The sequence below is a fragment of the Mucilaginibacter sp. genome, from assembly GCF_041663085.1.
GTDB lineage: Bacteria > Bacteroidota > Bacteroidia > Sphingobacteriales > Sphingobacteriaceae > Mucilaginibacter.
Window position 1 is genome coordinate 15,272 of sequence record NZ_JBAZRC010000052.1, and the last position, 13,222, is coordinate 28,493.

The following is a 13,222-nucleotide window of genomic DNA, read 5'->3' on the forward strand; positions in this document are numbered from 1 at the left end:
CTCATAACACTTTGATTTTTGGTGGGTTAACGCCCGTAATTTGTATTTTAATTTTTAAATTACAGGCAAATTACCCGGCATGAAAAAAAACCTACTCCTCATTCTGCTTGTTTTTTTATCGGCAGCTGCTACAGCTCAAAGTGTTAAAAAACCTTTTCAGCCTTCCGATTTTTATAAGATCCCAACGGTGAGCGATCCGGAAGTTTCGCCGGATAAGCAATGGGTAGCCTACAGTGTTGCCGAAATTGATGTGGAGAAAGACAAGCGGGTATCTCATCTCTGGATGCAAAGCTGGGACGGTAAACAATCAATACAGCTTACCCATGGCCCCGAGCCTGCTTCAAAACCAAAATGGAGCCCCGATGGCAAATACCTTGCCTTTCTTTCATCGCGCGAAACAAAAGATACTACACAACTATGGCTGATGGATAGGCGGGGGGGCGAAGGCCGCAAGCTTACAAACGTAAAAGGCGATTTGGATGATTATGCATGGTCGCCGGATGGCCGCAAAGTAGTGCTGGTGATGCAAGACCCTGAAGAGAAGCTAAAGGAACCCGCCAAAACGCCAAAACCCATTGTGATAGACCGCTATCACTTTAAACAGGATATAGAAGGATATTTAGAACACCGCCGCAAACACCTGTATTTATTTGATATAGCCACAAAAACACTGGATACTTTAACCAACGGCGATTTTGACGATGCTTCGCCGGAGTGGTCGCCGGATGGTAAGGTTATCGTATTTGTAAGTAACCGCAGCCCCGAACCCGACAGGAACGAGAATACGGATATTTTTGCTGTAGAGGCTAAAGCGAAAGGAGCCCTTAAACAGCTAACCAAGTGGGGGGGGCATGATAACCACCCCAGGTGGAGCCCTGATGGTAAGTACATTGCTTACCTGCGCCAAAATACCGATAGCTACACGATGTATGATATGAACATACTGTGTGTGATGAATGCCGATGGTACAAATATTAGCCTGGCCAGCGCCGGGCTTGACAGGCCCGCAGACGCCCCGGAGTGGAGCCCTGATGGCAAAAGCATTAACTTTTTGGTAGAGGATGATATGGAACGTTATGTAGCCAGCTATGACCTGCAATCGAAAAAAATTAAGACTATAGCACGCGGTAAGTTTAATATTGATGGGATAACCGCACACACAGCCGGTAATTTTGTTGTAGAATACGGTACGCCATATATGCCGTTTGAGCTGTATGCACTGCAGGGAGGTAAATTCAGGAGGCTTACGTATCATCAAAAAGAATGGCTGGATAATGTGAAACTGGCTTACGTAAAACCATTCAAGTCGGTAAGTAGGGATGGTACCTCAGTATCGGGCCTGTTATTTACACCCGATAGCCTGCCGGCCAGTAAACTGCCATTTATACTATATATTCATGGTGGCCCGGTAGGGCAGGATGATTATAGTTTTGATGCCACCCGCCAGATCTTGGCCAGCGCCGGGTATGCGGTTGCCGCAGTAAATTACCGTGGAAGCGCTGGCAGAGGGATAAATTATACTACAACCATAAATGCCGACTGGGGTAATAAAGAGGTAATGGACCTGCAGGGCGCTGTAGACGAACTTGTTAAACAAGGCATTGCCGACCCTGACCGCCTTGGCGTTGGTGGATGGAGTTACGGTGGTATACTAACCGATTTTATGATAGCATCTGATACTCGTTTTAAAGCCGCTGCAAGCGGCGCTGGTAGTGCTTTACAGATAGCTAACTATGGCATCGATCAGTATGTTTTGCAGTATGATAACGAGTTGGGCCAGCCATGGAAAGGTATAGAAGCTTATAACAAAATATCCTACCCCTTTTTACATGCCGACAGGATAAAGACACCGGTGCTATTTATGTCGGGCCTGAGTGATTTTAACGTGCCCACTGCCGGCAGCGAACATATGTACCAGGCCCTAAAGTCGTTAGGTGTACCTGCCGAGTTGGTATTGTATCCCGGGCAGCATCATGGCATCAGTAAACCAAGTTACCAGGTCGATAGGGAAGTACGGTATATTAAGTGGTTTGATAAATATCTGAAGAAATAAAAAGTGGATTTAAAGGCAGTATTTGCCCTTAAATCCACTTTTTAATATTTATACCTCTAATTTTCCTTCGATAGAATCGTCGAGAGTTTTGCCAATGGCGGCGCCTACCAGTTGTTTTACAAATGCCACGGCGTTACCGTGTTTGTTATCCCAGTAGTAACCCTGCGTTGGTGATACTTTGATCACCGAGATCCTTGGGTCGTCGATTCCTTCGGTAAACCATGTTTTAAGGATCGGTTCCCATAATTCCTTTATCTTTTCTTTGTCCTCGCTGATCTCGGCAATGCCGTAAACTGTCAGGAAGTCGGAATACTTTGATCCCTGGAACAATAGCTGTACCATAGGGTCGGTGGCAATTTCAGCATTTTTATGGCTGTCATTAGCGCTCAAAAACCACAGGTCGCCATTATCGTCAACCTTTTGGGGCGACATAGGGCGGGTAGAAAAAGGCAGGCCGGTTTTAATGTTGCTGCAAAAAAAGCAGCTGGTACCTTCGGTCATTTCCTTTAATTTTTTCCAGGCTTCGTTGCCCTGCAGGTTCTCAAAATTATCTTCGGGTTGTTGTTTGTTAATACTATCCATGGTAGATTGATGTTTGTAAAATATGATAATATATTAACCTGTGAGAAATTTATTTGTTTGGTGGGATGGAAGATAAATGTGGCGAGGGTTCCTTTAGGGGAGGGGCGGCGGTAGATTGCATGGTGACGGGGGGAGAGTAACTGATTGCAAGTCAGACTCATTAACCTATTCCTGTCCTCCTAAAGAAGAAATTGTTAACCAAAAGAGGCTGTCTCATAGGTATGAGAACAGCCTCTTTTTCTTTGATTTATTCGGATAGGTGGCGGTGGTTGAGAACGTTTTCGTATAGATGATTCTCAGACCCTTCATTTTACTTATGAGACAACCTCTAAGTTGATAAATTATTATTCTACTATTTGATGATTTGTTACATCAATTTTCGATACGCCGTCAACGTAAACTTTCATCGTAACTTTATATACCTTATTTACTCCTGTACCTGTAGTAGTACAGGTACCTGTATAAGTCACATTGCTTAACGCCTGATGAGTTACCTGGTCGTTTGCAGTAACGAGCGTAATTCTGCCCGTGTTGTTATCAATAAATATTTCGTAATAAATATTATGACCGGTAATTGGGTCGATCTGGCTAATTCCACCAATTTCAATACCTATAATATTTGCCGCGCTTGGAATATTTGGTAAAAACGTTGCAGGCTTGATAATGCAAGTGGTTGGAGATGAATGCGACCGTACGATAACACCGCTTATAGTTCCTGAATAGGTACTGGAAACAGCCGGGTAGTTTGGCAATGTGGGTTGTTTATAACCGCTGGTTGGGTCGTTTTCTATAACATACTTTTTGTCGACAAAGTCGGAAAAGGCCTGATTATACGTTGATAGTTGTGAATGGATATCGGCAAGGTATGACGCAGGTAATACAGGAATAACTGCGGTAAAAGTATAACCGTTTGTAGTAAAGTCGCTGCAATTTGTACAAGTTATACCCGTTAAAGCAATGTCATTATCAGCATAGTTGGTATTATTGGGGATTGAGCTGAAAACCAGTTCTGCTCCGCCGAAGTTAGCCTTATACTGGCCGCTTGCTGCATCGTAAACAATAGTGGTTGATGAGCCGCCTGATCCATCTGTCATTACTCGGATCTTGCCGGGTTGTTCTATTTCGCTAGTCGGTTTAAGGGGTTGTAATACCTTGTTTTCTTTTGTACAAGACGCAAATGCTCCCACGCAGAGCAGGCTTAGGAAATAGATTTTTTTCATGGTTAAAATTTGTTATTGCTTTTTACGACAAAAGCATAAGTATTGTTGCATGATACTTAAAATGGCTGCCTAAATAGCTAATTGTTCAAAACAAAAGGTGGCTTGTGATGAACAAATACCTCTTTACTCGCGTAAGTAACCATAGCATAATTTGGTGTGAAAGCTTGCCCCCAGCTTTAGATTTTTAGCATCCTACGCCGAAAAACTCACCTTCCGCTGTGGGAAACGTTCGGCATAACCCGTTACAATATTGCGGATATAATCATTACCCGGGTAGGGGGTTAGGTAATTTTTAAGTGCCTGGATGTTATCCGCATCATAATAATGAGAAATGTATCCCATGCCATAAAAACGCCCTTCTTCTATCAGGATACAGCTATGCTCATCGCTGGTGCGGCCTTCATCGCGGATAGCGAAGGTTGGCAGGGCTTTCTTTAATTCGTTTACTGCTCCATCTATACGTTGGTTGTAAACCTCAGGTAATTCATGACCTTCGCATGCACATGAACCAACATTTGCCCCGTTGCAGGGCTGATCGTTTTTTTGGATGAAGCACAATTTTGGGCAAAGGCCAAAAGTTTCTATGAGGTTTAAAAGCAGGTTGCGGCCTTCAAATAATGTATTACAAGAATACACGCATGGCATGTGTTTGCGCAGTTTATCTACCGCTAAACGAATGTAACCGCGCTGATCCTCGTACATATAAATGCCATATGTATTCTCGAAACGTTTTAGTGAACGGTTGTACTTTGGCCACAGGCGTTTTATTTCTACAGCTTCGGTAATCAGTGCAATTAATTCGTTACCACACACCTGGTGACTGATGCGATAAATGTTCTTTAAAAACTCCTGCCTTTGCATGTTGGGGTTATTACCGGTAAAATGGCTGCACACCCTTTTACGGATGTTTTTGGCCTTACCCACGTAAACCACCTTACCCTTTTGATCGTGGAAATAATAGATACCCGGTGACGATGGTAATGCCTCAATATCAGCTTTGGGCAGGTTGGCAGGTAATACCTGCTCCTTGCTGTTTTGCTTTAAGGCTGCGCCAATGTGGTTTGCAGTATCGTTCTTTAAATAAAGGCCAAACAATTGCGCGGTAGCTTCGGCATCGCCCATGGCGCGGTGGCGGCTGTTGTTTTGGATGCCTAAATGAGTACATAGCTTACCAAGACTGTACGATAATAACCCCGGCATAATTTTACGGCCTAAACGTACCGTGCAAAGCTTATTGGCGTTTAATTCGTAGCCTGCTGTGTTAAGGTGGTAGCGTAAAAAGGAGTAATCGAAATTGACGTTGTGGGCTACAAAGATCTGCCCTTTAAGCAGGTGGTAAATTTCGTGCGCTACATCTTCAAACAACGGGGCATCCTGCACCATTTCGTTGGTGATGCCGGTTAAGGCGCGGATATAAACGGGGATATCGCGCTGTGGGTTTACCAGTGTTTCGAACCGGCGGGTTATCTTTTTGCCATCGTGTATGCATATAGCAATCTCGGTAATGCCATTAGCGCTGGCATGCCCACCCGTCGTCTCAATATCCACAATTGCATACATGGTTTCAAATGTAAAACAATTTTGCTAAATTAATTAGTCTTTTTTAAGGATAAAGTTGAAAATATATCCCAACAAAAAACCCATAGCTAACAGCTATGGGTTTAATATTTCTAAGGCAACTAATCTCTAATCACCAATCTCTATTCTTATTTTTTCTTCGTCTGCACCTGTTGTTGCTGGCGCATCATTTCTTCCATTTTAGCAGCGAAGCCCGATTTTTTCTTTTTAGGATCATCCGGTTTCTTTTTGTTCTCCTGGATCTGCGCGTGGATCTTTTTATCATCAACCATAAACTTAATCAGGTATTGCTGTAAAAAGGTAAGCATGTTGGCCAAAAAGTAGTAGTAGTTTAAGCCTGATGGGTAGCTGTTCAGCGTAGCAAGGAAAATGATAGGGGTGATGTAACCTATGTATTTCATCTGGCCTGTAGCGCCCGAGATCTGGTTATTGAAGTACGTGTATATCAATGTTGATATGGTCATCAATAAACACATTAAACTGATGTGGTTGCCAATAAAAGGTATTTTACCAAAGGTGATCACCGCATCGTAGGTAGATAGATCATGCATCCATAAAAAGCTTTCGCCCCTAAGCTCAAATAAGCTTGGGAAGAAGCGGAAGAATGCGATAACGATCGGCATTTGTATCAGCAATGGTAAACAACCACCCAGCGGGTTTACACCGGCCTTTTTATAAAGTTTGAGGTACTCCTGCTGTAAAAGCGTAGGGTTATCTTCACCAACTTTGGCTTTTATCTCGTCCATCTCCGGCTTAATGATACGCATCTTAGCCATGGATAGGTAAGACTTGTAGGTAAGCGGCGATAGCACCAGTTTAAGCGCAATGGTTAATACCAGTATAATTAAACCATAGTTCCAGTTAAAAGTGTTTAACAGGTTAAATAACGGTAATACCGCAAACTGGTTTATATATTTTAATGGTCCCCAGCCCAGGTTAACCAGTTTTTGCAGATCGTTACCCTGTGCTTTTAGCGTGTTAAAACGGTTAGGGCCAAAGTAAAATTCAAGCGGCACTGCACCGGCTGTGTTTGGAGTAACTACCAGGTTGGCGTTCATTTGCTTTACATCGCTGGTATCGGCTACATTGGTAGCAACCTCCAGGTCTGATTTTGAAATGCCATCCTTAACGATCATTACGTTAGAAAAGAAGTGCTGTTTAAAGGCAACCCATTGTATTTTTTTATCGGCAATGGTTTTTTTATCGTCTTTAGTTTCGCTCAGGTAATCAACCTCGTTATCGGTATTTTTAAAGTACACGGTACTGTACTGGCGCTCCTGGGTAATATCTTTTTCCTGTTTGTGCAAGCTGGTACTCCAGTTAAGGTTATAACCATTAAGGGTAGATACAACCTGCTCTAACCCTGTTGATTTGATGGTTAAGCCAAGCTTAAATCCATCTCCTTTTAACGAGTAGATATAATCTACATACTGCGTAGGGCTATAGCTTAAACGCATGGTAATGGTAGACGAATCTTTTTCGGCAACCTGCAACGATGAGGCACTTGGCGTAAAGTATAGGTCGTTGGTGTTTAGCGTCCTGTCGCCGGCTTTTAGGGTAAGGCCAAACTTGTTAGCGTCGCCATCAAATAAAATAAGCGGCTTTTTGCTGTAAGTTTTGTAGTTTTTTAGCTCGGCCGAATAAACGCGACCGCCTTTTGTTGACAGTTTTAAGCGTAGTTCTTTGTTCTCTACAGTGATAAATTGCTCGGTACCTACAGTAGCGGCGCCAAAAGGAGTTTTTAAAACAGCAGAATCAACAACGCCCGATTTTTTAGCGGTATCGGTTTTAGCGGCGGCAGCTGCAGCAGCGGTAGCTTCAGCTTTAATGAGGCCTTTTTTTATCGAGTCCTGGTGCACAGTAAGCTGCTCTTTTTTAATGTCAGCTTCAGAAGGTTTCATGAAATATATGGAAGCACCCATAATGATCATGATCAGGAATAACCCTGTAAACGTATTTTTATCCATTATCTATTGTATCGAATGATCTGTTTTTTTAGTTATTGATCATTACTGTTAAATTTTCGTCCTTATTCCGTAGGTCAACACCGCCTTCGTAAACCGACTTTAAGTTGGTTAAATAGAATGCCCATCCGTTTGAACAACCCAACCTAACGTTCTTTTTAGAGTTATCGTCGGTAGGAATGTTACGTTGCGTTAACGCTATTATTGTATATCCGCCTTGCTCGGTTAGTTTTACATCAACTATACAATCGCCCTCAAAAGTAAATTGTATAAGGTTTGTACCATTTGCCTCCAGTATTGTACCCGGCATAAAATCGGGGAACAAAAACCAGTACCATTTGTAAGAGCAACCTTTGCTAACCGCAGCATCAGCACTAAGTAAACCGCCATCTGCACCATAAAAGTCAGCTTTTTCTAAAAACCACTTTTCAATTTCTGCAGAGCGGGTCCAGGCGTTATATATGTCATTAAGACTTGCTTTAACGGCAATTCGTTTTGTAAACGATGTCCAGTCAAAATCTTTCATACCTATATTATCCTATTCCTGACGTACTTAATTCTTGCGGGCATAAGCCAGCGAAGCGGCGACAAAGTTAATAAAAAGTGGATGAGGATTAGCAACTGTTGATTTTAATTCCGGGTGAAACTGCGCGCCCACAAAAAACGGGTGGTTTTTAAGCTCAACAACCTCAACCAGGCCATTATCCGGGTTAATACCCGATGGGGTTAATCCTGCGTTTTCATAATCCTTTAAGTACTTGTTATTAAACTCGTAGCGGTGCCTGTGGCGTTCGCTGATGTGTGTTTTACCATAAGCCAGGGCGGCCTTGCTGTTCTTTTTCAAATCGCAGGGGTAAGCGCCTAAACGCATGGTGCCGCCTTTGTTTGTAATACCTTTCTGATCTGCCATCATATCAATAACAGGGTAAGGGGTATCGGGGTTCATCTCGGTACTGCTGGCGTTTTTTAAACCTAAAACGTTGCGGCCAAACTCAACAACTGCACATTGCATACCTAAACAGATGCCAAAGAACGGGATGTTGTTTTCGCGTACGTAACGGATAGCTTCAATTTTGCCTTCAAAACCGCGCTCACCAAAACCCGGTGCAACCAGTACACCGTGCAGGCCGCGTAGTTTTTCAATAGCGTTGCCCGGGGTTAATTGTTCAGACGGGATATATTCAACCTTTACCTTACACTCGTTTTTAGCGCCGGCATGTATAAATGCCTCGATGATTGATTTGTAGGCATCAGGCAGTTCTACATATTTACCCACCAGGCCAATTTTTACTTCGGATGTTGGGTTTTTAAGGCGGCCTAAAAAGTCTTTCCAGCTTTCCAGATCGGGCTCGTTTTTATGCGACAGTTTTAATTTGGTCAGTACAGTTTGGTCCAGCTTTTCTTTCAGCATCAGCAAAGGCACATCATAAATGGTTGATGCATCCATTGATTCAACAACCGCGTTGATATTAACGTTACAAAACAGCGCGATCTTTTTCCGGATATCCATATTGATATGGTGCTCGGTACGGCAAACCAATATATCTGGCTGTATACCATACTCCAGCAACATTTTTACAGAGTGCTGTGTAGGTTTTGTTTTTAACTCACCAGCGGCAGCCAAAAAGGGGATAAGTGTTAAGTGGATAACCAGTGCGTTGCCCGGGCCGGCTTCCCATTTAAACTGCCTTACGGCTTCCACAAATGGCAGGGATTCGATATCGCCCACGGTACCGCCAATTTCGGTTATCACGATGTCGTAATCGCCGGTCTCGCCCAAGATGCGCATGTTGCGTTTTATCTCGTCGGTAATGTGGGGTACTACCTGTACGGTTTTACCCAGGAAAGCACCTTCGCGTTCGCGGTTGATGACGTTCTGGTAAATACGGCCGGTGGTAATGTTATTGGCTTTTGATGTTGGCGTGTTCAGGAAACGCTCGTAGTGGCCAAGGTCAAGGTCGGTTTCGGCGCCATCCTCGGTCACATAGCATTCGCCATGTTCGTAAGGGTTTAAAGTTCCCGGATCAATGTTAATGTAAGGATCGAATTTTTGGATGGTTACGCGATAACCGCGTGCCTGTAAAAGTTTAGCTAATGAGGCCGAAATAATGCCTTTTCCTAAAGATGAGGTAACTCCACCCGTAACAAAAATGTATTTAGTCATGATTTTTTTGAAATCCGGTAAGCGGTTTTGAGGCCGAAACCAATTGTTTGTGTACGGGATACAAAAGTAGGAAAAATAACGGGATTTGCCCACTCAAATAACATTTGTGGAAAAGGTTTTTGTTGGGGAAAAGTTTAAGGAGAGAGTCAAGAGGCAAGACAAGAATCAGCGGTATAATAAACGTTTGCCTTCGTTTTTTGTTGACAACATTAACAAGGGTAAAGTTTTGAGCAGCTTATTTAAAAGGCAACGGGTCGCCATTCCCTTTTTGCTTTATTTTGATAGTGTTAAATGCAGTTAATGCTTGTTCTTGCTGTAATTCGGCCAGATCCCGACCATTCATCTGAAAGTTTAAACTCGATTTACGGCTTTGTATATAAATACCGGTTATTCCTTTTCCTGCTATTTTTGGCCGGATAGTTTTAATAATGTATTCCCCGCTACTATCAACTTTTACATTTTGAGATTCATGTTCAAGGTCTGATAGGTGGTTGGCAAACCCCATTGTGCTAAAATCAAATGAAAGTGTAATGCCTGGCCCTTCTATATCGCCTACAAAAGAATCAACACCTTTAGCCTGATTGTAATTCCAATCTTTTGGAACAGATATACTGAAATTCTTTAAATCTAAAGTTTTAATATTAGGGTTTATGCAAGAGGCAAAAAAACAGAGCAGAATAATAGCTATTTTCTTTCTCATGCATTTTTTTACCTAAAACAACCCGTTCACTTCCCGCTCTATTTTCTCAACTATAGAGGCCATATCTTCCGTGTTATTAGCAAAATCAAGATTATCTTTATCAAGCACCAGCAGTTTGCCCAGCTTGTAGCCGTTTATCCACTTGTCGTATTTCTCGTTCAGTTTGGACAGGTAATCTATCCGGATGCCGATCTCGTATTCACGTCCTCGGCGTTGTATATTGTTTACCAGGGTAGGTACAGATGCTTTCAGGTACACCAGCAAATCCGGCGGTTTGATGAACTCGGTAATGTTATCAAACATGCTTTGGTAGTTCTCGTAATCGCGGGTGGTCATCAGGCCCATATCGTGCAGGTTCTCGGCAAATATGTAGGCATCTTCGTAAATGGTGCGGTCCTGTATAATGTCGCGACCGTTTTTTTGGATATCTACAATCTGGCGGTAGCGGCTGTTCAGGAAATAGATCTGCAGGTTAAAGCTCCAGCGCTTCATTTCGTTATAAAAATCTTCCAGGTAGGGGTTATTATCAACCGCCTCGTAAAGGGGTTCCCATCCGTAATTTTTCGCCAACATTTCGGTAAGGGTAGTTTTACCGGCGCCAATATTTCCTACAATAGCTATGTGCATCTTATTTTATTGCGATTTTTTGTTCATGGTTAATAGATAATAGTTCATGGTCGGTAATCATCGCACGAACTACATTAGCTACTTGGCTAATATACGCTATGAACCATCAACCATCAACAATGAACTTATTAAAAATTCCTGAAACCTATAATTTCTCTTACTTCCTTAATGGTTTTGGCAGCGCTTTCGCGTGCTTTAGCGGCGCCGTAACGGGCAACCTGCCTTAATAAAGGAGCATCGTTGGCTATATCGTTAATTTTTTCGCGGATGGGTGCTGTCGCGATGATCATATCTTCGGCAAGCTGTTTTTTAAGGTCGCCGTAACGGATAGCGCAGGTATTGTATAGGTTGTCGAAATGCGCTATAGTATCCGGTGCTGATACCACGTTCATCAGGTCGAACAGGTTTTGGATCTCCTGCGGTTTTGGCTGGTTATCCTGGGTAGGGCCTGCATCTGTAACGGCGCGCATTACTTTTTTGCGGATAGCCTCGGGCGTATCCGAAAGGAAAATGGCATTGCCTTCGCCTTCGCTTTTGCCCATTTTGCCCTTGCCGTCAAGCCCCGGTATTTTTACCAGATTCTCGCCGAACGAGAATGCGTATGGCTCGGGGAAGTAATCGTTATTATAAAGCCTGTTAAAACGGTTGCCAAACGTGCGCGACATTTCCAGATGTTGCTCCTGGTCTTTACCAACAGGTACTTTTGTTGCTTTGTGGATCAATATATCCGCAGCCATTAAAACCGGGTAGGTTAAAAGGCCTGCGTTTACGTTATCGGGGTTGGCGCGTACCTTATCTTTAAAGGAGGTTGCGCGTTCCAGTTCGCCCATGTAGGCGTTCATGTTCAGGTACAGGTAAAGCTCGGTAACTTCGGGTACATCGCTTTGCACGTATATGGTAGCTTTTTCGGGATCGATACCCGCCGCCAGGTATTCTACCAAAACCTGTTTCACGTTGCCATGCAGGTTGGCAGGGGTGGGGTGCGTAGTTAACGAGTGCAGGTCGGCTATAAAGAAATAGCACTTGTACTCGTTCTGCATTTTTACGAAGTTTTGAATAGCACCGTAGTAATTTCCTAAGTGCAAATTCCCGGTTGAACGTATACCACTAACAACAGTTTCCATATAGGGGGCGAAAGTAAGTATTTTTTATATTTTTGAGGGCGATGAAAATGATATTGAAGAAAGTGCACCTATTCCTTTACCAGGCCAGTGTAGCATTTTTTTATTTTCTGTTATGGCCTTTCATGTACTATTTTTCGCGTAAGCCCGAAAGGTATAAATACCTTAACCGTTTGCGCCGTGTTTGGGGCATTGTGAGTTCGTTTTGTGTGGGGATGAGGTATCATTATCACTTTGAAGCACCTATCGACTGGAGCAACACCTATATAGTTTGCCCCAACCACACCAGTAACCTTGATATTACCGCCATGAGCGTGCTGGTAAAAAGTAATTGCTGTTTTATGGGGAAAGAAGAGCTGGTAGACGGCATTGTTACACGCCTGTTTTTCCGAACGGTAGATATACCGGTTAACCGCGAAAGTAAAATAGCGTCCTTCAGGGCGTTTAAATTAGCGATGGGCAGGCTGGAGAAAGGCATTACCGTAATTATATTCCCCGAGGCTACCATTCCTGATCATTACCCGCCCGATCTGCACCAGTTTAAGAATGGGCCATTCAGGATGGCCATAGAGCTAAAGGTGCCCATTATACCGGTAACATCTGTAAACACCTGGAAAATTTTCTGGGACGATGGTAAGAAATATGGCTCTAAACCGGGGGTATGTGATATATTTGTACATAAGCCGATTGAAACGGCGCATTTAACGATTAATGATGCCGATGCCCTGCGCGACCAGGTGTACGCCATCATCAGTAAAAAGATTGAAGAACATGACCATAGACGAGAAAACGGTTGATAAAATAGCCCACCTGGCCCGCCTTGAACTTGCCGCCGACGAAAAGCAGGCCATGATCAAAGACATGAATAAAATACTGGGCTTTATGGACAAGCTCAACGAGGTAGATACTACCGGCGTTGAACCCCTTGTGTACATGACTGCCGAGCCGAATGTTTTGCGCGAGGATGTGGTTAAACAGGAAATCACAACCGAAGAGGCCCTGCTAAACGCACCCGACCATGACGAAAGCTACTTTTTAGTGGAGAAGGTGATAAAATAGAGCCAGGAAGTCAAGACATAAGAGTCAAGACGAAGACAAAATCTTGATTCCTGACTCTTGATATCTTTTATCTCTTCACACTGTAACATTTCATACCACTTTGCTGTCAAAGTAACAAAAAACGGAACATGCCAACAGCTATCACAAAGCAAGA

12 protein-coding genes are annotated in these 13,222 nt (G+C 43.3%); 3 read left to right on the plus strand and 9 right to left on the minus strand.

The features are described from left to right. Window positions 1-79: 79 nt before the first annotated feature. Window positions 80-2,053, plus strand: a complete 1,974-nt coding sequence (locus WC615_RS11560) for a prolyl oligopeptidase family serine peptidase (RefSeq protein WP_372978249.1) — start codon at window positions 80-82, stop codon at window positions 2,051-2,053. A gap of 48 nt (window positions 2,054-2,101) precedes the next feature. Here the strand turns inward: WC615_RS11560 and WC615_RS11565 are convergent, their stop codons facing one another. From WC615_RS11565 to trpS, 9 genes are all read right to left on the minus strand, one after another. Then, on the minus strand, window positions 2,102-2,635 hold the full coding sequence (locus WC615_RS11565) for a pyridoxamine 5'-phosphate oxidase family protein (protein ID WP_191176212.1): 534 nt from the start codon (window positions 2,633-2,635) through the stop codon (window positions 2,102-2,104). Window positions 2,636-2,979: 344 nt separating this feature from the next. Next, a complete protein-coding gene (locus WC615_RS11570; RefSeq protein ID WP_372978250.1) occupies window positions 2,980-3,855 on the minus strand; it encodes a hypothetical protein in 876 nt (291 codons plus the stop codon). A gap of 192 nt (window positions 3,856-4,047) precedes the next feature. Further along, window positions 4,048-5,415, minus strand: coding sequence for an exonuclease domain-containing protein (locus WC615_RS11575; RefSeq protein WP_372978251.1), 1,368 nt, complete (start codon window positions 5,413-5,415; stop codon window positions 4,048-4,050). 146 nt (window positions 5,416-5,561) lie between these two features. Beyond that, a complete protein-coding gene (yidC, locus tag WC615_RS11580; protein ID WP_372978252.1) occupies window positions 5,562-7,400 on the minus strand; it encodes a membrane protein insertase YidC in 1,839 nt (612 codons plus the stop codon). A gap of 28 nt (window positions 7,401-7,428) precedes the next feature. Continuing rightward, on the minus strand, window positions 7,429-7,923 hold the full coding sequence (locus WC615_RS11585) for an SRPBCC domain-containing protein (RefSeq protein ID WP_372978253.1): 495 nt from the start codon (window positions 7,921-7,923) through the stop codon (window positions 7,429-7,431). A 27-nt stretch (window positions 7,924-7,950) separates the two neighbouring features. Then, window positions 7,951-9,561 (minus strand): CTP synthase, encoded by a 1,611-nt coding sequence (locus WC615_RS11590; RefSeq protein ID WP_372978254.1) that lies wholly within the window; start codon window positions 9,559-9,561, stop codon window positions 7,951-7,953. Between the two features lie 235 nt (window positions 9,562-9,796). After that, window positions 9,797-10,261 carry a hypothetical protein gene (locus WC615_RS11595; RefSeq protein ID WP_372978255.1) on the minus strand — a complete coding sequence of 155 codons (465 nt, stop codon included), beginning with the start codon at window positions 10,259-10,261 and terminating at the stop codon, window positions 9,797-9,799. A 12-nt stretch (window positions 10,262-10,273) separates the two neighbouring features. Next, on the minus strand, window positions 10,274-10,888 hold the full coding sequence (locus WC615_RS11600; RefSeq protein ID WP_372978256.1) for a deoxynucleoside kinase: 615 nt from the start codon (window positions 10,886-10,888) through the stop codon (window positions 10,274-10,276). Window positions 10,889-11,016: 128 nt separating this feature from the next. Beyond that, complete coding sequence (gene trpS / locus WC615_RS11605; RefSeq protein WP_372978257.1) at window positions 11,017-12,012, minus strand: tryptophan--tRNA ligase; 996 nt, start codon at window positions 12,010-12,012, stop codon at window positions 11,017-11,019. Between the two features lie 41 nt (window positions 12,013-12,053). Here trpS and WC615_RS11610 point away from each other — a divergent pair, with 41 nt between their 5' ends. After that, entirely contained in the window at window positions 12,054-12,806 is a 753-nt protein-coding gene (locus tag WC615_RS11610) for a lysophospholipid acyltransferase family protein (RefSeq protein ID WP_372978258.1), read from the plus strand. Continuing rightward, a complete protein-coding gene (gene gatC, locus WC615_RS11615) occupies window positions 12,781-13,068 on the plus strand; it encodes an Asp-tRNA(Asn)/Glu-tRNA(Gln) amidotransferase subunit GatC (protein WP_372978259.1) in 288 nt (95 codons plus the stop codon). Before WC615_RS11610 ends, gatC begins: the two co-directional genes overlap by 26 nt. The last annotated feature ends 154 nt before the right edge of the window (window positions 13,069-13,222 follow it).

Bases quoted from the DNA above. Each gene is read 5' to 3' on its own strand.
- WC615_RS11560 (WP_372978249.1), top strand. From the start codon at position 80: ATGAAAAAAAACCTACTCCTCATTCTGCTTGTTTTTTTATCGGCAGCT.
- WC615_RS11565 (WP_191176212.1), bottom strand. From the start codon at position 2,635: ATGGATAGTATTAACAAACAACAACCCGAAGATAATTTTGAGAACCTG.
- WC615_RS11570 (WP_372978250.1), bottom strand. From the start codon at position 3,855: ATGAAAAAAATCTATTTCCTAAGCCTGCTCTGCGTGGGAGCATTTGCG.
- WC615_RS11575 (WP_372978251.1), bottom strand. From the start codon at position 5,415: ATGTATGCAATTGTGGATATTGAGACGACGGGTGGGCATGCCAGCGCT.
- yidC (WP_372978252.1), bottom strand. From the start codon at position 7,400: ATGGATAAAAATACGTTTACAGGGTTATTCCTGATCATGATCATTATG.
- WC615_RS11585 (WP_372978253.1), bottom strand. From the start codon at position 7,923: ATGAAAGATTTTGACTGGACATCGTTTACAAAACGAATTGCCGTTAAA.
- WC615_RS11590 (WP_372978254.1), bottom strand. From the start codon at position 9,561: ATGACTAAATACATTTTTGTTACGGGTGGAGTTACCTCATCTTTAGGA.
- WC615_RS11595 (WP_372978255.1), bottom strand. From the start codon at position 10,261: ATGAGAAAGAAAATAGCTATTATTCTGCTCTGTTTTTTTGCCTCTTGC.
- WC615_RS11600 (WP_372978256.1), bottom strand. From the start codon at position 10,888: ATGCACATAGCTATTGTAGGAAATATTGGCGCCGGTAAAACTACCCTT.
- trpS (WP_372978257.1), bottom strand. From the start codon at position 12,012: ATGGAAACTGTTGTTAGTGGTATACGTTCAACCGGGAATTTGCACTTA.
- WC615_RS11610 (WP_372978258.1), top strand. From the start codon at position 12,054: ATGAAAATGATATTGAAGAAAGTGCACCTATTCCTTTACCAGGCCAGT.
- gatC (WP_372978259.1), top strand. From the start codon at position 12,781: ATGACCATAGACGAGAAAACGGTTGATAAAATAGCCCACCTGGCCCGC.